A 17,234-nucleotide genomic window follows, 5' to 3' on the forward strand; every position below is an offset into this window, starting at 1 on the left:
ATGAGCACCGCTCTGCCCCAGCGAGGAACGGGACGGCCATGAGCACCGCTGGGAGCCGTGAGCTGGACGCGCTCCGCGCGCGCGTCGCCGAGCTGGAGCGGGAGCTGGCCCACGCTCGCGCGCCAGGTCGGAGCGCCGCTGCGCGAGGCCCGGACGCGCCGGCCAGAGACCCGGGCAGCGCGAGGGGCTCCGCCCTGGTCGAGGAGGCGCGGCGGCAGCTCGACGAGGGCGAGCAGGCGGCGCAGATGGGCAACTGGCTCTGGGAGCTCGGAAAGAGCAGCACCATCTGGTCGCGGCAGCTCTTCCGGATCCTGGGCCGCGATCCCGAGACGGATACGCCCTCGACGGAGACCTTTCTCGAGGCCGTCCATCCCGACGACCGGGAGCGGCTGCAAGCCGGCCTGCAGCTGGCGAACGAGACAGGAGAGGGGTCGGGCGCGATCGCGTTCCGCGTGCGCCACCGGGATGGAACGGTGCGGGAGTGCCTGCTGAGCAGCCTGCCCCTCGTCGAGGGGGCGGGGCCGCCGTCGCGCTTCTTCGGCGCGGTCGTCGACCTCACCGAGCGCCGCCGCGCCGAGCAGGAGCTCCGCCGCAGCGAGCGCATGCTGAAGGAGGCGCAGCGCATCGCCCACGTGGGCAGCTGGTCCTACGACATCGCGTCGCGGACGATCCGCTGGTCCGAGGAGCTCTACCACATCCTCGGCGTCGATCCCTCGGTGCGCCCGACGTTCGAGCTCTTCGCGGGCCTCATCCACCCCGAGGATCGCCACCGGGTCTTCGGCGGCGCGGAGACCGCGTCGCCGCTCGGCATCGCGAGCCCCGTCGAGTGCCGCGTCGTGCGCCCGTCCAGCGGGGAGCTGCGCCACGTGCAGATGGCGGCGCAGCTGGTCACGGACGACGCCGGGACGATCACCGGGCTGGTCGGCACGAGCCTCGACATCACCGAGCGCCGGCGCCTCGAGGAGCAGCTCCTGCACAGCCAGAAGCTCGAGGCGATCGGGCGCCTCGCCGGCGGGGTCGCGCACGACTTCAACAACATGCTCACCGCGATCTTCGGGCACAGGGAGCTCGCGGTGCGCAAGGTGCCGGCGGCGTCGCCCGTCGCCGAGCACCTCACGCAGATCGGCACCGCCGCGGAGCGGGCCGCGGCGCTCACGCGGCAGCTGCTCGCCTTTGCGCGCAAGCAGCTGATCCAGCCGAGCGTGGTCGACCCGAACGCGCTGATCTTCGGGGTCGAGCCGCTCCTCCGCCCGCTCGTGGGCGAGGACGTGGAGCTCGTCGTGCTGCCGGGGAGCCAGATCTGGCCCATCCACATCGATCGGGGGCAGTTCGAGCAGCTGCTCATGAACCTGGCCGTGAACGCGCGCGACGCGATGCCCGGCGGGGGCCGCCTGGTGATCGAGACGGCGAACAGGGCGCTCGGCGGGGACGACCGGGGGTGGGGGCCAGAGATCGAGCCCGGCGACTACGTGGAGCTCACGGTCACGGACACCGGGCAGGGCATCGACGACGCCGTCCAGAAGTACGTGTTCGAGCCGTTCTTCACGACCAAGGAGCCGGGCAAGGGGTCGGGCCTCGGGCTCGCGACGTGCCACGGCATCGTGAAGCAGCACGGCGGCCACATCGGGTTCGCCAGCGCCCCCGGCCAGGGCACGCGCTTCACGATCTGCTTCCCGCGCGTGCGCGGCGTGCCCTGCGAGCAGCCCGTGAGGGCGACCGCGGCCGCCGTCGGGGGCGTGGAGACCGTGCTCGTCGTGGAGGACGAGGCGCAGGTGCGCGAGCTCTGCGTCGCCGCGCTGCGCTCCTTCGGCTACTCGGTCCTCGCGGCGCGGAGCGGCAAGGAGGCGATCGCGCTCGCGACCGCCTATCCAGGCCCGATCCACCTGCTCGTGAGCGATGTGGTCCTGCCGGACGCGCGCGGCCCCGCGCTCTCGGCGATGCTCGCCCGCGCGCGCGCCCCGCTGCCCGTGCTCTACGCCTCGGGCTACACGGAGGACGCCCTCCTCCAGACCGATCTGCTCGACGGGGTCGCCCACTTCCTCGCCAAGCCGTACACGCCGACGCAGCTCGCGAAGGCGGTGCGCGCCGTGCTCGACGCGTCCGCGCAGGCGCGACGGGCGAAGGGCTCCGGCGACGCCCCGCCGCCGGCTCCGACCGCCGAGCGCCTGCAGTGAGCGCGCTCGTGCGCCGCGGGAGGCGGGCTCGCGGCGCGTTCGCGCGCGATCGTCGGTGTGTGTGCGCCCGTGCGCGGCGGCCCGCAGCGCGCCACGCTGGCCCCCACCGCCCGGGTGCATCTATCCTGGACGGGCGGCTTTGGCGATGAAGATCCGGGGGTCGGCGCTCATGCACACGAGGACCTACCTGCAGACGCGGTGGGGGAGCCAGGCCATGTCCGCCCTGGACGCCAAGCTGCCCGCCGCTGCGCGGGCGGTCTTCACGGCGCCCGATCTCGCGGCGCACAGCTGGTATCCCATCTCGGTCTGGAACGCGATCGCGGACGAGATCTCGCGGTGGCCCAACCGGTCCGGCGTCATCCGCGATCTCGCGGCCTACGTGGCCGAGCAGGACCTGACTCTCGCGCACAAGGTGCTGCTCAAGCTCGGCACGCCCGCGCTCGTCATGCGGCAGGCCGGCGTGATGTGGGGCATGTACTTCAACGGCGGCCGGCTCGCGCCCCTCGCCGAGGGAGAGCGGTTCTTCCGGTTGATACTTTACCTGGGGGTCGACCCGCAGTCCGACCCGGGGCGCCAGATCTGCAGAGACGCGGTGCCGGCGTGGCAGGAGAACGCGCTCCGGCTCTCGGGCGCGCGCGGCGGCCAGAGCCTCCACACGAAGTGCCGCTTCGAGGGACACCCCACGTGCGAGTACGAGGTGCGCTGGCTTCGGTAGAGCGGCGGTCACCCGCTTCGGATACGGGCCCATCTCGACGTTTTCGGTGCTCAGCGCACCGGAGTGCGCTTCCGCGCCGAAAACGCCGATCTGGGCCCGTCTCCTGTGCGGGTGACCGCCGCTCTGAAGCGGGGCGCGTCACCACTTGGTGCAGAAGGCGAACAGGTTCACCTGCGCCTCTTCCGCGAGCACCTCCACGGGGGTGCTCCCGAACTTCGACCGGGCGAATAGCGTCCTGAGATCCTCGGTGCTGCGGTGGATCAGCTCCCACTCGAGGACGTGGTCCATGAACGCCTTGCTCGGGTTGTTCACCCCGAAATTGCCCACGACCGCGACGCCCCCGGGCAGGAGCTTGTCGTGCATGCAATTGAGGAGGGCCACGACCAGGTCGTCGCGGAGATAGTCCGTGAGCCCGATGCTGTAGATCATGTGCTGGGGCTTGAGCACCGTCCTGCCGCGGCCGTGGGCCAGCCGCACCACGTTGTCCTGCGCGAAGCTGAAGCGGTCCATGACGCCGAGCTGGTCGGCGATGCCGGCGGCGTAGGCGAGGGCCTGGTTGTCGATATCGATGCACGTCGCCTTGATGTCGGGCAGCTCGCCCCCCTCCGCGAAGAGGTCGAACAGCTCCCGGGCGGGGCCGCTCGCGAGGCTGGTGATGTGGACCGGGCCGGACGCGTGCCCGCTGCAGGCGTCCCGGATCGCGCGGCTCAGCACGCCTCTCCGGTTCTTGACGGCGCGGCAGGCGTCGATGGCGAGCCCCCACTGGTCGATGAAGCGGCCGAGGCGGCCGTCGCCCGCGGGCTCGTCGTTGTACATCATCTCGATGGTGTAGAAGTCGCCCGCGTAGCCGCGCGGCTTCGTGTAGCACCGGTCGACGGTGCGGCTCAGCATGAAGAGCGAGAACGTCTCGCGGAAGACATAGGCGCCGATGCCCTTCTCGAGGTGGCGCTCGCGCTCGATGTGCTCGCGCAGCGCGGACACGATCGTCTGGCACGCGGCGCTCACCTTCTCCTGGATCTCCGCCTCGGGCTGCTTGGCCTCCTTCACCATCCTGTCGGCGATCATCATCTCGAACTTGAACTGTTCGACCGTGTCGATGAGCTTCGGAGGGATGTTGTTGGTGCCGGCCTGGCCCGTCCTCGCGGCGTGAAAGCGGTTGACCTGCGGCACGTCCTCGACGAGGAGCGGCGGGAGCATCGCGGTGTTCTCGCGGAGGCGCTGGGCGAGCATGATCGCGAGCGACTGGTAGAAGCGCGCCGCGAGCCCGGGGACGGAGGCGAGGAGCGAGTGCACATACGGGCCCTCGATGACGTCGAGCGTGCACTCCTCGCGGGCGACGACGGAGGCGCTCGCGGCGGCGCTCTCGAGGAACGACATCTCGCCGAAGATGGCGCCGGGGCCGAGCTGGCGGAGGGCCACGCCGCGCCCGAGGTGGGCGACCTCGACCCCGACCAGGCCGCTGCGCACGATGAAGATGCCCTGCCTTCGCGAGCCCTCCTCGAGGATCTGTTCGCCCGGTCGGTAGGTGACGCAGCTCGACTTCTCCAGCAGCAGCCGCTCGTCGTCCTGGGTCAAGAACTCGAAACCTGTCGTCATGATGCCTCCCGAGCGCCGCGGGCGCCCCGGACTCGCAGAGGAACGGATCTCTCCCCCCCCGCCGCGGCGACAGAGGCGTCCACGCGTGCGCCCCTTCTACCACGACGCATCGCGCCTCCGCTGAGGCATGGCGGTCCGCCCGCTGGCTCGGCGCCGATCGCGCCGCGGTCGCCGCGGGGCGCCTCGTTGACCGCGCCGCGGTCGCCGCAGCGCGCCTCGTCGATCACGCGCCGCGCTCGCGCCGAACGCACGTCGCGCGGTCCTTCACCGGGTCACCGCGGGGCGCAGGCCGCGACGCCGCCGTCCTCGGCGAGCACCAGCACACAGGTGCGGAGCACATCCATGCCGGCAAATCCGTCCGACGGACAGGTCGCCCGCCGCTCGCCGGGCAGAAGATCGATATCCGCGGCGGCGTCGAACCCCGCCATCCGGAGGCGAGCGCCCGAAAGGACGGGAACGGTGTGCCTGCCTGAGGCGGCGTAGGCGCTCCTGGCGCCGGTCGCCCGGCGCGACAGCCGCTTCCCCGCGGGGGAGACGGCGAAGAGCGAGCTCTGCGACGCCCCCGAGTCGATCTTCAGCGTGACGTCGATCCCCTCGACGCTCGCCCTGGCGGTGAGCTCGCTGCCCTGGTTCGGGCCGCCGCAGCGGGCGAGCTCCACGATGGCGGCCTCGCCGAACCGCGCCCGGAGCGTGCGTGCGGCCTCGTCGCGCGGAGCTTCGGTCATCCGGCCCTCGCGCAGGTCGAGCACGACGGCGCGGCCCGGCCCCGCCAGCTCCTGAGGCGCGACGATGCCGCCGATGCCGATGCGCTGCAGGACGTCGGGCATGCGGACGACGAGCAGCGCGGAGACCTCGACCCGGCCCCACCCGGAGAGCGCGAGGCTCGCGTCCTCGAGGCGGGACACCGCGAGGGGCCTGCCCGCGTGGTCGACGGCGACGTCGCCTGCGGTCGAGAGGGGCAGCGCGAGCTCGTCGGCGAGCCAGCGGGCGAGGACGTGGTGGGAGGCGCCGGTGTCGACGATCAGCACGGCCGGCTGGCCCGCCACGACGGCGTCGATGAGCGGCGAGGGGAACGCGCGATCGTTGAGGTGGTACTGGAGGCTGGCCCGGCGCTCGGGGCCCGCCGCCGGCGCCGCCGGGCCCGCGCCCGCCGCCGGGGGGCCCGCGGGTGAGGACGCGTCGCCAGCGCCGGCGCCGGTCGACGCCGCGCTGCGCGGCGAGGCCGGCGCGGCGCGGATCGCGGCGGGCTCGGCGCAGCCGGCCACCGCGAGCGCGCCGGCCGCGGCGGCGGCCGAGAGCGCGGCGAGGAGCCGCCTGCGAGCGCGCGGCACGAGCATCCGCTACTCGACGCAGCAGAGCGTCGACTGCCCCGTGGGATCCAGCGAGCCGCTGAGGTTCGTGCGCGCGGTGCAGGTGGAGCTGGTCGGCGTGCCGACGAGGTGAGCCGGGGGCGAGTAGGCGTACCCGCAGTACCGCCCGCCCTGCGAGATCTGGGCGTGATCGAAGCAGCTGTAGTCGTTGCCGAGCTCGACGCGCACGTAGTTGCAGTCGCCGCCGCTCGCGGTGCACGAGCACGACGAGCACGTCCGGGTGTCGTTGTACCCCCGGAACCAGTCGCTCTCGCGCCGCGCATAGCCGCTGCAGGTGGCGCTGCCGGACACGAGCGCGCATTGCGTCGCCGGCGAGGCCTGCCTCGGGACGCAGGCCTCGCCGGCGCCGCAGCCCACGCCGGCGCTCGCGTGGCAGAACTTCCTGGACTCGGTCCACGTCGCCGGCGCGGGGATCGCCGTGCCGGTCGCGGTGCAGCTCTGGATCACGTCGAAGAGGCCCACGCGCACGCCGCCCCAGTCGACGAACCCGTTGTTGATCGGCTTCGCGTCGCACGTGAACCCGACCCGCTTCGCGAGCGTGCCGCGCGTCCCGCCCTCGTCGGCCTCGCACTGCGACTCGTCGGCGTAGAGGTAGAGATCCGCCGCGCAGTCGGTGGGGTTCGGCGTGCAGCCGCAGCCCTCGCAGCCGCTGCCGGAGAGGCCGCGGAAGAGGAGCGTCTCCTTCGCGGTGAACCCGTCAGGGCACGGCTCGGTCGCGTCCACAACGACGCCAAGCTCGAAGTTCGTGGGTGCCGTCAGGCAGACCGCGCCCTCCGCGCAGTCCGAGTCCGCGCAGTCGACGGCGTCGTCGCAGTCGTCGTCGCCGCCATTGAAGCAATCCTCGACCTGCGTGCAGCCGGTCGTCGCGCTCGTGCCGGCGCTCGCGCTGGAATGTTCGGTCGTCCCGGCGCCATCACCGCCGCCCGACCCGCCCGCGCCAGCGAAGTTGCGCTCCTGGACGCTGCAGGCCGAGAGGCTGACGAGCGCTGCTATCGCAGGCCCGCGAAGGTTCGTCATGCCGCCAGGATAGCCGCCCTTGCAGGCGAGGTGCAGCGCCATGTCCCGGAGGCGCGGCGCTCGCCGCGAGGGGGCGTGATGGGCGAGGTGCCCTGTGACGCCGGGAGGAGAGGCCGTCACGGAACCGTGGAGCGCTGGAGGCGGCGCTCCACCTCGGCGCGCGTCGGATACGAGGTCTGACACCCCTCGCGCTCGACCGACATGCCCGCCGCCGCGATCGCGAACCGGAGTGTGGCCTCGATCGCTATCCCGGACGCGAGCCCCCCGGCGAGCACGCCCGTGAGGGCGTCCCCGGCGCCCGTCGTGTCGACAGCGCGGGCCGGCAGGGCGGGGAACTCCTCGCCCGACGGCAGCAGCACCGCGCCGCGCGCGCCGCGCGTGAGCACCACGCGCTCCGGGAGGCGGCCGCGCAGCGCCTCGTGCTCGAGCTCGTTGACCACGGCGAGATCGAACCGGCCGACGAGCTCGGGATCGATGGCGTTGACGGGCGACGGATTGCAGATCGACAGCGCGCCATCGGCCCGCGCTGCCGCGAGCACGCCGTCGATCGCCGCGGCCGGGATCTCGCCCTGGCAGAGCCAGACCGAGGCCCCGCACGGCGAGGGCGGCGTGACGAGCGCGTTGGCGCCGGGGATCGCGAGGATCTGGTTCTCTCCGGCCTCGTCGACGCAGATCAGGGCCACGCCCGTCGTCGCGCCGCGGTGGACCGCCACGGCGGAGAGCTCCACCCCGTCGGCGGCGAGCGCGGCCGCGCAGAGCTCGCCGTGCGCGTCGTCGCCGCGCGCGCCCGCGAGCCGCACGCGCGCGCCGGAGCGCGCCGCCGCGACCGCCTGGTTCGCGCCCTTGCCGCCCGGCGCGACGAGGAAGCGGCGGCCCAGCACCGACTCGCCGGGGCGCGGCAGCCGCGGGCCGTAGCCGATGAGATCGGCGGTGATCGAGCCGCAGATCGCGAGCAATCCCATCACCGCCGCATACCACGAACGAGGCGGCGCGCGCGTCAGTCGGCGTTCACGGCCACGGCGTCGGTCTTGCCATTGGCGAGCGCGCCGGCGCGGCGGATGATGCCGATGAACTCCTGCTGATCGCCCTTGCTGGACGCGGCGGCCCTCGCGATCTTCTCGATGTCGGCGAGCCTCCAGGAGCGCGCGTGCGGGCTGTGGCGCAGGACCTCCGCGAACCCTGCCACCGCGGACGCGAACCGGAGGTCGGCCGGCGCCGCGTCGAAGGTGGGGGCGACGGCGCCCGGGGCCATCTTGACCAGCGTCTCCTCGGCCGTGTTCGAGCCGAGCGGCGCCTTGTGGCGGAGGCGCACGACGACCGGCGCCGCGCCCTCGCCCTTCGGCGCGGAGGCCTTGAGCTCGACGTCGTAGATGGCCGTCACGCTGTGCCCTGCGCCGATCTCGCCGGCGTCCACCTTGTCGTTCCGGAAGTCCCGGTCGGCCACGTCGCGGTTCTCGTAGCCGATGAGCCGGTAGCTCTTGACGAAGCTCGGGTCGAACTCGACCTGGATCTTCACGTCGCGGGCGATGACCTGGAGCATCCCGCCGACCTGCTCGGAGAAGACCCGCCGCGCCTGCGCCTCGCTGTCGATATAGGCGTAGTTGCCGTCGCCCTGGTTGGCGAGCTGCTCCATCATGAGATCCTTGTAGTTGCCCTGGCCGAAGCCGACGGTGGACAGCGTGATCCCCTTGTCCCTCGCGCGCTTGATGGTCTTCAGGATCTCGTCGTGGGAGGTCGGGCCGACGTTCGCGTCTCCGTCGGAGAGCACGATGACGCGGTTGACGTGCCCCTTCACGAGCGTCCGCTCGGCCAGGCTGTACGCGAGATCGATGCCGCTCGACATGGCGGTGGAGCCGCCCGCGGTGAGGTCGGCGAGCGCCGCGAGGATCTTCCCCTTGCTCTCGATGCCGGTCGGCGCGAGCACCTCTCGCACGCTGCCCGCGTAGGTGCAGAGCGCGACGGTGTCCCCCGGCTTGAGGGTGTCGGTGAGCATCTTCAGGCTCTTCTTCGCGAGCTCGATCTTGTCCGGCGACTGCATCGAACCGCTGGTGTCGACGAGGTACACGAGGTGCACCGGGGTCCGCTCCTTGACCGGCACGCGCTTGCCCTGGACCGCCACGCGCACGAGGTGGTGGCCCGACGTGAACGGCGAGGGCGCGGCCGCGAGGTGCACGGCGAACGGGCCTGTCGCGGGCGACGCGTAGCCGTAATCGAAGTAATTGAGGAACTCCTCGGCGCGCACGGCCTGATACGGGGGCAGCGCGCCATCCATGATCTTGCGGCGCGCGATGGCGTAAGAGGCCGTGTCCACGTCGATCGCGAACGTCGAGAGCCGGTCCTTCGCGGGGTCCTCGACCGGGTTGACGCCGTAGTCCCGGTACGTCTCGCTGCCCTGGGGCTCGGGCGCGGTGACGGCGACGGCCGGGGGCGGGGGCGCGGGGCGCGCCACGGCGGTCGCCGCCGGGGTGGGCGCCTTCTTGGGCGCGGGCGCGCCGCCCGTCACGCGGACGCGCGCGTCCGCCCCGGGCGCGGCGCCCGCCTTGGTCGCCCGTGACTGCGCGGGCCCCGGCGAGGCCGGCGAGGGCGCCACAGGGGCGGCCGCCACGGGCAGGGCCGGCGGCGGCGCGGCCTCCGCGGGCGCGGCGTCACGGTCGACCGCGTCGCTCGCCGCGGCTTCCTCGCGCTTGGCAGTGGACGTGCGGTCCTCGTCTTGCGCCGCGTCGAACTCCGGCTGCATGGCCTGCCCGGCGGGGGCCTCGGTCGGCGCGGCCGATGCGGTCGCCGCCGTGGGGGCAGGCGTGGAGCCACCGCAGCCGATGAGCAGCGCGGTGACGAGGGCGGGGGCGACGAGATCGAGGGGCCGGGTGCGCATTGAGGTGTCCTCCTTGGAAGGGGATCGCGAGGGCGGATCCCTGCTGTACGTTCTCGTGGGTCGGCCATCGCCGATCGCCACACACAGGTCCTTGCGGGGGCCGCACGCGCGGCTGCCCCATGGTGCATTTTCCACGGGCGAGACGGGCCCTTCGCCGCTTTCGCTGCGTGAACGCCGCGTGTCGCCGGTCGTCCGGCGAGCCGACGAAGGGGCTCTCGCGACCGGGGCCCGCTGTGGCGGGGCTCGGCGCGTCCGAGTGCCAGGGAAACGCGGTCGTCTCGGCCGGCTTACACCCGAAATCGACGGGAGCTCGGGTCGGGTCCTCCGCCCGCCTCCCTCTCGATCTATCCTCAGGGGTCCGTGATGAGCGAAACGAGCCGCGAGCGCTTCCAGTCCACCCTGTGCCGCGCCAGGAAGATCGCCGTCCTGACCGGCGCAGGCGTCTCGGCGGAGTCGGGTATCCCCACGTTCCGCGGCGCTGGGGGGCTGTGGCGGCGTTACGAGGCGACGAGCCTCGCCTCGCCCGAGGCGTGGCGGCGCGATCCGGGCCTCGTCTGGGAGTTCTACAATCACCGCCGGGAGCGCGCCCTCGGCTGCGCCCCGAACCCGGGTCATCACGCGCTGGCGCAGCTGGAGGCGCGGTGGCGGGAGGCCGGCAGGGTCTTCACCCTGATCACCCAGAACATCGACGGCCTGCACGAGCAGGCGGGCTCCCGGAGCCCGGTGCGCCTCCACGGCTCGCTGTGGCAGGTGCGCTGTCTCTCGTGCGGGAGCGTGACCGAGAACCGCGACGTGCCCATCACGCCCGCCTTCGCGGGCAGCGGCTCCCCCGATCCGGAAGCCCCCGCCCGCCGCTTCACGGCGGCGGAGCTGCCGCGCTGCGGCTGCGGCGGCGTCCTTCGCCCGCACGTGGTCTGGTTCGGCGAGGCCCTCCAGGAGAGCGATCTCGCCGCGGCGGCCGCCGGCGTCGAGGGCTGCGATCTCCTGCTCGTCGTCGGTACGTCGGCCGTGGTGTATCCCGCCGCCGGTTTCGTCCCCATGGCCAAGCGCCACGGCGCCCTCATCGCCGAGGTCAACGTCGAGCCGAGCGCGATCTCCGGCCTCTGCGATGTCGTGTTCACCGGCGGCTCCGGCGCGATCCTGCCCTCCCTGCTCGACGTCACGCCGGCGTGAGCGCCGCGGCCTGACGGGCGCGGCGCGCCGGCGGCGTCAGCACGGCGAGGCGGGCCGGCGGCGTCAGCGCGACGCGCGGTCGCGCCGCAGCGGGCGCGCGGTGCACGCATCGCGCGGCGCGGCGCGTGCTTCTGCCGCGGTCATGGAGCAGGTCAACCGTGGGATCTCAGGGCTAACGTGGGCGGCAATCACGCTCGTCGTGATCGGCGCCGTCAACTGGGGGTTCGTCGGGCTGTTCGAGTTCGACGTGGTCGCCGCGCTCTTCGGCAGGCTCAGCGCGCTCAGCCGCATCATCTACGTGCTCGTCGGGATCGCTGGGCTCTATCTGCTCTACGCTGCGGTCCAGCTCGGAAAGCGCGCTCGGGTCACCACGATGCCCTGAGGGCGATGCGCCCGTGCACCCCAGGCGCTCACGCGCCCGGGCTGGCCTGGCCGCCGAAGCCGCGCGGACGGGCGGCGGTCGCGCGCGCCTCGATGAACCGCGACACCGCGTCGACGAACGCCTCAGGGTTCTCCACCTGCGGCATGTGCCCTGTCGCCGGGATGAAGGTGAGATGCGACCCCGGCAGCGAAGCGTGAAGCTTCTTCGCGTCGTCCGCGCTGTTGCCGAGGAGCTGGTCCGCCTCGCCCCAGACGAGGAGGGGATTCAGGCTGAGCGGGGCCCTGGGACCTCCGTGGATGGCGGCGTCGAGCACCGCCTCCAGCTGAGGTGGATTGGCGCTCTCCAGGACGTCCCGCAGGGCAGCCGGGGCGCGGCCGGGATCGGCGTAGGCGCGGCTCAGGACCCGCGGGCCATAGGTCTGCTTCCGCATCAACGCGCGCAGCATCCGGCGGGGCAGCGGCCGCGCTCCGAGCCAGCCGACGAGGCGCGGCAGCGGGGGGATGGGAACGCCGTTGACGAACACGAGCCCTCGGCAGCGCGCCGCGAACAGGCTAGCGAAGCTCGATACGACCGAGACGCCGAAGGAGTTGCCGACGCACCACGCGCTGGAGATACCCAGCTCGTCCAGGAGCCGCTCCAGCCAGCGCGCATAGGCGTCCAGGGCGCCGAGCCCCGGGGCGTCCGTGCGCCCGATGCCGGGCAGATCGGGCGCGATCACCTGGAAACGCTCCGCCAATCGCTCCCAGACAGGCGCCCAGTGCAGAGGCGCCCCGCCCCAGGCGCCGTGCACCAGCAGCAGCGGCTCGCCCTGCCCGCCCACGTGGACGCTGGCAGGGCGGCCGTCGATCGCGATCTCCTTCACCGAAACCGTGCTCATGCCCCTCTCCTGTGCGGAATCATCGCGGGGCCCATCCTGCCCCCGGCTGCCGGGGGCCCGCAACAGGAACGCACGCCGGCGCGCGCCCCCGTCCCTCCCTCTTGCGTGTGCGGGCGCTGGCCGGGCGCGCGGCGGCGCGCGGCGCCTCTCGGCCCTTCGCGCTTGCCTCACGGGCAGCCGATCGCGGTATCGTCCCCGCCGTGTCCCCCGCCCAGAAGCTCCGCGATCTGCTCGCCTCGCCCGGCCTCCTCGTCATGCCTTGCTGCTTCGACGCGCTGTCGGCGCGGCTGATCGAGCAGGCCGGCTTCTCGCTCTCGTTCATGAGCGGCTTCGCGGTCTCCGCCGCGCGCCTCGGCGCGCCCGACACGGGGCTCATCTCGTATGGTGAGATGGTCGATCAGGCGCGGGCGATCTCCGGCGCCGTGTCGATTCCGGTGCTCGGCGACGGCGACACGGGCTACGGCAATGCGATGAACGTGAAGCGCACGGTGCGCGGTTATGCGCAGGCCGGGCTGGCCTGCGTCATGATCGAGGACCAGGTCGCTCCCAAGCGCTGCGGCCACACGCGCGGCAAGCAGGTCGTGCCCCGCGACGAGGCGTTCACCCGCGTCCAGGCCGCCGTGGACGCGCGCGACGAGGGCGCCGGCGTGCTCATCATGGCCCGCACCGACGCCCGCCAGACGCACGGCTTCGACGAGGCGCTGGCCCGCGCGCGGGCGTTCGCCGATCTCGGGGCAGACATCGTGTTTCTGGAGGCGCCCGAGAGCGTGGAGGAGATGCGAACGTTCTGCCGCGAGGTGCGCAAGCCGACGATGGCCAACATGGTGGATCACGGCAGGACACCGGTGCTGCCGCCGGCCGAGCTCGGGGCGATCGGCTACAAGATCGCGGCCTATCCGCTCACCCTGCTCTCGGTCGCCGCCGCCGCCATGCGCGAGGCGCTCGCGGCCCTGCGCGCCGGCCGGCACCCCGACCCGCGGATGAGCTTCGCGGCGCTCCAGGAGATCGTCGGGTTCCCCGAGTACTACGCTGAAGAAGCGCGCTATGCGCAGCCGCCAAGGAAGGGGTGAGTCGAGCACCATGACCACGATGTCCTCTGCCGCCCCCGCGTCGCTCCTCGACGCGGCGCGGAGCCTCGTCCCGCTCGTCCAGGAGCACGCCCAGCGGGGAGAGCGCGAGCGCCGTTTGCCCGATCCGGTCGCGAGGGCGCTCCGGGAGTCGGGCATCTTCCGCATGTGTCGTCCGCGCGCGCTGGGCGGGCTCGAGGCCGACCCCCTCACGGCGCTGCAGGTCATCGAGGAGCTCTCGCGCGCCGACGGCGCGGCAGGGTGGTGCGCCATGATCTGCGGCACGACCGGCGCGTTCGAGGCGTACATCCCGGCGGAGGGGGGCAAAGAGATGCATGCGAGCCCGGATGTCGTGACCGCCGGCGTCTTCGCGCCGAGCGGGCGCGCCGTCGAGGTCGAGGGAGGATATCGGGTCGCCGGGAGGTGGGCGATGGCGAGCGCCTGTCATCATTGCGACTGGCTGGGCGGCACCGCGGTGGTCTTCGACGGGATGGCCCCGCGCATGCTGCCCGGGGGCGTCCCCGAGGCCGTCGTGCCGATGTTCCGCGCCTCGGAGTGCGAGATCCTGGATACGTGGAGCGTCTCCGGCCTTGCCGGCACCGGGAGCCACGATTTCGCGGTCGTCGACGTCTTCGTGCCGAGCAGCCGGTGCATCCGACTCCCGATGACGTCTCCGACCCATCCAGGGCCTCTCTTCGTGTTCCCGCTCTTCGGCTTCCTCGCGAGCGCGGTCGCGACGACCGCGCTCGGGATGGCGCGCGCGGCCATCGATGAGCTGGTCCGGCTCGCGGCGACCAAGCGGCCGAGCGGCATGACGACGTCGCTCGCGACGCGGCCCTCGACGGCGCTCGCCGTGGCCGAGGCCGAGGCCACGCTGGGCGCGGCCAGGGCCTACCTCTTCGAGGCCGTCGGCGCCGTCTGGGACGTCGCGGTCTCTGGCAGGCCGATCTCGCTGCGGGAGCGGGCGCGCGTCCGGCTCGCCGCGACGAACGCCGCCCTCGGCGCGGCGCGCGCCGTCGATCTGGCCTTCACGGCGGGCGGCGCCACGGCGCTCTACGCGGAGAGCCCTCTTCAGCGCAGCTTCCGCGACGTACACGCCGTCACGCAGCACGCCCTCGTCGCCCCGCACACGCGCGAGGTCCAGGGCCGTGTGCTCCTCGGGCTGGACACCGAGCTGCCGATGTTCTGAGGGGCCGTCCGCGAGAGGAGACGCGGATGAGCCCGTAGCGCGCGAAGATGCGCCCCGCTCTCATCCCAGGGGCAGATCCACCCACCGCTCGAATCCAGGCCGGCGCTTGATGCGGCCGTACCACGCGTCGACGTGCTCCAGCGCGGGCCGCTCGGTCTTCAGGTTGTACCACCGCTGCGCCGCGACCCCGAGGGGGATATCGGCGAACGTGAAGTACTCTCCCGCGGCCCACGGGTGCCGTGACAGCTGCCTGTCCAGGATCCCCAGCGCGGCGAGCGCCGACCTGCGGGCGGCGTCGATCGCGCCCTGATCGCGGCGCTCTTCCGGCGTGCGCACGAGCTGCACGAGGAGCGTCCGGATCGGGGGCCACAGGGTCCCGAACTGCCAGTCGGTCCAGGCGTCGGCGCGCGCCCTGTCGGCGAGATCGCTCGGCTGGAGCGGCGGCGACCCGTAGCGCGAGAACAGATAACGCACGATCGCGTGCGACTCCCAGAGCACCAGCGGGCCGTCCTCGAGCGTCGGGACCAGCCCGTTCGGGTTGAGGGTGAGATAGTCGGCGTCCTTGACGCGACCGAACGGTCCGCCGGCGTCGATGCGCTCGAAATCGAGCCTGAGCTCGTCGAGCGCCCAGAGGACCTTTTGCACGTTCGAAGAATTCTTGTGACCCCAGAGTCTCAACATGATGTCCCTTGTCCCTCGGCGCCGCTCAGGCGGCCGTCGTCGCCGCCGGCTTCACGAACTTCGCGAAGCGCTCCACATAGAACTCGACCGGATTCTGGATGGCCCTGGCCGCGGGGCGCGCCTGCACGGCCTCGATCCACGCCCGGAGCCGCGTGAGCTCCGCGGGGATGGAGAAGTCGCGGAGGCGGCCGACCGCCGGCAGCCGCTCGAACCATGGATAGAAGGAGAGATCGACGAGGCTGACCTCGGCGCCGAGCCAGTAGGGCCCCTGGCCCGACGACCTCGCCAGCGCCTCTTGCTCGATGAACGCGAGCACCTCGCCGAGCGCCTTGCGCCCCTCCGCCTCCTGGTTCCGGGTCTCGGCCCTCAGCAGCTGGGTGAACGCCGGCACGAGGCGCGTGTTCGCGTAATCGATCCAGATCCTCGCCAGGGCGCGCCTGCCCGGCTCCCTGGGCAGGAGCCGTGGCTCGGGGAAGACCTCCTCGAGGTACTCGTTGATGATCGCCGACTCCCAGATACGGTGGCCCTCGTGCTCGATCGCCGGGACCTTGCCGTAGAGCGAGGCGTCGACGAACGCCCGCGGCTTGTTCTGCAGATCGACCTCGGTCAGCTCGAAGTCGATCGCCTTCTCCTGCAAAACGAGCCGGGTGCGGTGGGCGAAGGGGCACGCCTTCGCGCTGTAGAGTCGCAGCTTCGTCATCCTGTTCTCCTTGACGGCGTGCGCCGTGCGAAGAGCTCTCCTGCTCTCAGGCAGAGGGGGCGCTCAGCTCACGGGCCGTCGTCGTGGCAGGGAGCAGGGAGCGTGCCAGGGCTCTATTGCAGGAACGGATCACAATCGTTCGCGCTGGCCGCGCGCTTGCTGCGACGGGAGCAGGGATTGCTTGTGATGTGCTGCTGAGGCAGCAATGAATCCGGCGTGGGGCGAGGGAAGGCCTCTGCTGATGGATGGTCGACCCCTGTCGAGTACCCGGGAGACGTCGCGTCCGCCGGGATGAGGCGCGCTCAGATCTTCATCCTTCCTCCTCGTGTCATGGTTCGCAGCCCGCGCCACCTCAGCCAATGGCACCTCTGCTCGAGCGGTCATCCGTCGTCCACGCGCGGGCGTGGACGTGGACCTCCTCCCGGTGTGCCGGGAGGGCGCGCTGATGTTTTCCGCCTTACTCTTCTATGACGGACAATAGTCTGCTATGACGGACATGTCAAGACGCTCCGCGGTAGCGTCGATGTCCTCGGCAAGAGGTGTGTGGACCGGTGTGCAACGGCGATGATCGCTGCGGAGGCTGGGATTGACCGGATGTGCGAGGGCTGTCTTCGTTGTAAGGTGCGTGCCGTGACGCCTGCTCGCCTCGACGCCCGAGCACTCCATGGCTCGCATGGTTCGGGACGTGACCGTCGCGTGGTCCGATGGCCTTGGCAAGACAGCGTTGTCGTCGTCAAGCGCATGACGGCGACAGGCATGGAGCGACGCGATGACAGGTGAACGCCCGCCGGACCGCATCCTGACCGCTCGGCTGACGCTGCGAGCATGGCGGCCCGAGGATGCGCCTTTGATCAGGGAGGCGATCGACACAAGCCTTGCTCACCTGCGGCCCTGGATGCCGTGGGCCGTGCACGAGCCTTCCTCCATGGAGGCGACCGCCGCGCTCCTCGAGAAGTTCCGGGACGACTTCACGGAAGGACGCGACTTTCATTATGGCATCTTCACGCGCGACGAGCGCGCCGTGCTCGGGGGTACGGGGCTCCACCCGCGGATCGGCCCGGGCGCGATCGAGATAGGCTACTGGCTCCGGGCGACGGCGACGCGCTGCGGTTACGCGACCGAGGCGGTGGCAGGCTTGACCCGGGTCGCGCTCGAGGAGCTCGGCGTGAGCCGCGTCGAGATCCGCTGCGATCCGCGGAACACCGCGAGCGCCGCCGTGCCCCGGCGGCTCGGGTACCGGCATGTGACGACGCTCGAGGCGAACGCCCTGACGCCCGCGGGCGAGCCTCGCGACACGATGGTGTGGGCGCAGACGGCCGCGGAGCTCCCGGGATCGCGCCGGGGAGGCCGGAGCTCGTGAGTCCATCACCCTCGGCCAGCGCGCCGGGAGCGCCATCGGATTCGGATGTTCGGATCGAGGC

Annotated in this window: 15 protein-coding genes; 7 read left to right on the forward strand and 8 right to left on the reverse strand. The window is 72.4% G+C overall.

Going from position 1 to position 17,234, the window contains the following annotated elements; genetic code table 11:
- Positions 1–38: 38 nt before the first annotated feature.
- Positions 39–2,174 (forward strand): ATP-binding protein, encoded by a 2,136-nt coding sequence (locus WME73_RS03125; RefSeq protein ID WP_437914684.1) that lies wholly within the window; start codon positions 39–41, stop codon positions 2,172–2,174.
- A 145-nt stretch (positions 2,175–2,319) separates the two neighbouring features.
- Complete coding sequence (locus WME73_RS03130) at positions 2,320–2,889, forward strand: hypothetical protein (RefSeq protein ID WP_193790775.1); 570 nt, start codon at positions 2,320–2,322, stop codon at positions 2,887–2,889.
- Between the two features lie 138 nt (positions 2,890–3,027).
- Here the strand turns inward: WME73_RS03130 and WME73_RS03135 are convergent, their stop codons facing one another.
- From WME73_RS03135 to WME73_RS03155, 5 genes are all read right to left on the reverse strand, one after another.
- Positions 3,028–4,485, reverse strand: coding sequence for a cyclic nucleotide-binding domain-containing protein (locus tag WME73_RS03135; protein WP_437744093.1), 1,458 nt, complete (start codon positions 4,483–4,485; stop codon positions 3,028–3,030).
- Between the two features lie 272 nt (positions 4,486–4,757).
- Complete coding sequence (locus WME73_RS03140) at positions 4,758–5,822, reverse strand: retropepsin-like aspartic protease (RefSeq protein WP_437914685.1); 1,065 nt, start codon at positions 5,820–5,822, stop codon at positions 4,758–4,760.
- Positions 5,823–5,825: 3 nt separating this feature from the next.
- Positions 5,826–6,992: a hypothetical protein gene (locus tag WME73_RS03145; protein WP_437744095.1), complete on the reverse strand. Its 1,167-nt coding sequence runs from the start codon at positions 6,990–6,992 to the stop codon at positions 5,826–5,828.
- Positions 6,989–7,834 carry a ribokinase gene (locus WME73_RS03150; RefSeq protein ID WP_437744096.1) on the reverse strand — a complete coding sequence of 282 codons (846 nt, stop codon included), beginning with the start codon at positions 7,832–7,834 and terminating at the stop codon, positions 6,989–6,991. The genes WME73_RS03145 and WME73_RS03150 overlap by 4 nt, the downstream gene beginning before the upstream one ends.
- Before the next feature lie 35 nt (positions 7,835–7,869).
- Complete coding sequence (locus WME73_RS03155; RefSeq protein WP_437914686.1) at positions 7,870–9,744, reverse strand: vWA domain-containing protein; 1,875 nt, start codon at positions 9,742–9,744, stop codon at positions 7,870–7,872.
- Positions 9,745–10,107: 363 nt separating this feature from the next.
- Between WME73_RS03155 and WME73_RS03160 the strand changes: the two genes are divergently transcribed.
- Together WME73_RS03160 and WME73_RS03165 are read left to right on the forward strand one after the other, a co-directional pair.
- Complete coding sequence (locus WME73_RS03160; RefSeq protein WP_437744098.1) at positions 10,108–10,917, forward strand: SIR2 family NAD-dependent protein deacylase; 810 nt, start codon at positions 10,108–10,110, stop codon at positions 10,915–10,917.
- A 142-nt stretch (positions 10,918–11,059) separates the two neighbouring features.
- Positions 11,060–11,299, forward strand: coding sequence for a DUF378 domain-containing protein (locus tag WME73_RS03165; protein WP_437549382.1), 240 nt, complete (start codon positions 11,060–11,062; stop codon positions 11,297–11,299).
- A 28-nt stretch (positions 11,300–11,327) separates the two neighbouring features.
- Here WME73_RS03165 and WME73_RS03170 read toward each other — a convergent pair whose 3' ends face one another.
- Positions 11,328–12,176, reverse strand: coding sequence for an alpha/beta fold hydrolase (locus WME73_RS03170; protein WP_437914687.1), 849 nt, complete (start codon positions 12,174–12,176; stop codon positions 11,328–11,330).
- A 200-nt stretch (positions 12,177–12,376) separates the two neighbouring features.
- Here WME73_RS03170 and WME73_RS03175 point away from each other — a divergent pair, with 200 nt between their 5' ends.
- A complete protein-coding gene (locus WME73_RS03175) occupies positions 12,377–13,246 on the forward strand; it encodes an isocitrate lyase/PEP mutase family protein (protein WP_437744100.1) in 870 nt (289 codons plus the stop codon).
- A 10-nt stretch (positions 13,247–13,256) separates the two neighbouring features.
- The gene (locus tag WME73_RS03180) at positions 13,257–14,432 is read left to right on the forward strand and encodes an acyl-CoA dehydrogenase family protein (RefSeq protein ID WP_437863598.1); all 1,176 of its coding nucleotides are present in this window, start codon (positions 13,257–13,259) and stop codon (positions 14,430–14,432) included.
- Positions 14,433–14,492: 60 nt separating this feature from the next.
- Here WME73_RS03180 and WME73_RS03185 read toward each other — a convergent pair whose 3' ends face one another.
- The gene (locus WME73_RS03185) at positions 14,493–15,113 is read right to left on the reverse strand and encodes a glutathione S-transferase family protein (protein WP_437744102.1); all 621 of its coding nucleotides are present in this window, start codon (positions 15,111–15,113) and stop codon (positions 14,493–14,495) included.
- A 25-nt stretch (positions 15,114–15,138) separates the two neighbouring features.
- Complete coding sequence (locus WME73_RS03190) at positions 15,139–15,813, reverse strand: glutathione S-transferase family protein (protein WP_437744103.1); 675 nt, start codon at positions 15,811–15,813, stop codon at positions 15,139–15,141.
- A gap of 769 nt (positions 15,814–16,582) precedes the next feature.
- On the opposite strand from WME73_RS03190, the gene WME73_RS03195 reads away from it, so the two are divergent.
- The gene (locus WME73_RS03195) at positions 16,583–17,173 is read left to right on the forward strand and encodes a GNAT family N-acetyltransferase (RefSeq protein WP_437744104.1); all 591 of its coding nucleotides are present in this window, start codon (positions 16,583–16,585) and stop codon (positions 17,171–17,173) included.
- Positions 17,174–17,234: the final 61 nt, after the last annotated feature.

Origin of the sequence: Sorangium sp. So ce302, assembly GCF_051530145.1 — a bacterium.
In the GTDB taxonomy this organism is placed as follows: Bacteria; Myxococcota_A; Polyangia; order Polyangiales; family Polyangiaceae; genus Sorangium; species Sorangium cellulosum_B.

Bases quoted from the DNA above. Each gene is read 5' to 3' on its own strand.
- WME73_RS03185 (WP_437744102.1), bottom strand. From the start codon at position 15,113: ATGTTGAGACTCTGGGGTCACAAGAATTCTTCGAACGTGCAAAAGGTC.
- WME73_RS03160 (WP_437744098.1), top strand. From the start codon at position 10,108: ATGAGCGAAACGAGCCGCGAGCGCTTCCAGTCCACCCTGTGCCGCGCC.
- WME73_RS03140 (WP_437914685.1), bottom strand. From the start codon at position 5,822: ATGCTCGTGCCGCGCGCTCGCAGGCGGCTCCTCGCCGCGCTCTCGGCC.
- WME73_RS03170 (WP_437914687.1), bottom strand. From the start codon at position 12,176: ATGAGCACGGTTTCGGTGAAGGAGATCGCGATCGACGGCCGCCCTGCC.
- WME73_RS03150 (WP_437744096.1), bottom strand. From the start codon at position 7,834: ATGGGATTGCTCGCGATCTGCGGCTCGATCACCGCCGATCTCATCGGC.
- WME73_RS03165 (WP_437549382.1), top strand. From the start codon at position 11,060: ATGGAGCAGGTCAACCGTGGGATCTCAGGGCTAACGTGGGCGGCAATC.
- WME73_RS03130 (WP_193790775.1), top strand. From the start codon at position 2,320: ATGAAGATCCGGGGGTCGGCGCTCATGCACACGAGGACCTACCTGCAG.
- WME73_RS03135 (WP_437744093.1), bottom strand. From the start codon at position 4,485: ATGACGACAGGTTTCGAGTTCTTGACCCAGGACGACGAGCGGCTGCTG.
- WME73_RS03155 (WP_437914686.1), bottom strand. From the start codon at position 9,744: ATGCGCACCCGGCCCCTCGATCTCGTCGCCCCCGCCCTCGTCACCGCG.
- WME73_RS03125 (WP_437914684.1), top strand. From the start codon at position 39: ATGAGCACCGCTGGGAGCCGTGAGCTGGACGCGCTCCGCGCGCGCGTC.
- WME73_RS03190 (WP_437744103.1), bottom strand. From the start codon at position 15,813: ATGACGAAGCTGCGACTCTACAGCGCGAAGGCGTGCCCCTTCGCCCAC.
- WME73_RS03180 (WP_437863598.1), top strand. From the start codon at position 13,257: ATGACCACGATGTCCTCTGCCGCCCCCGCGTCGCTCCTCGACGCGGCG.
- WME73_RS03195 (WP_437744104.1), top strand. From the start codon at position 16,583: ATGACAGGTGAACGCCCGCCGGACCGCATCCTGACCGCTCGGCTGACG.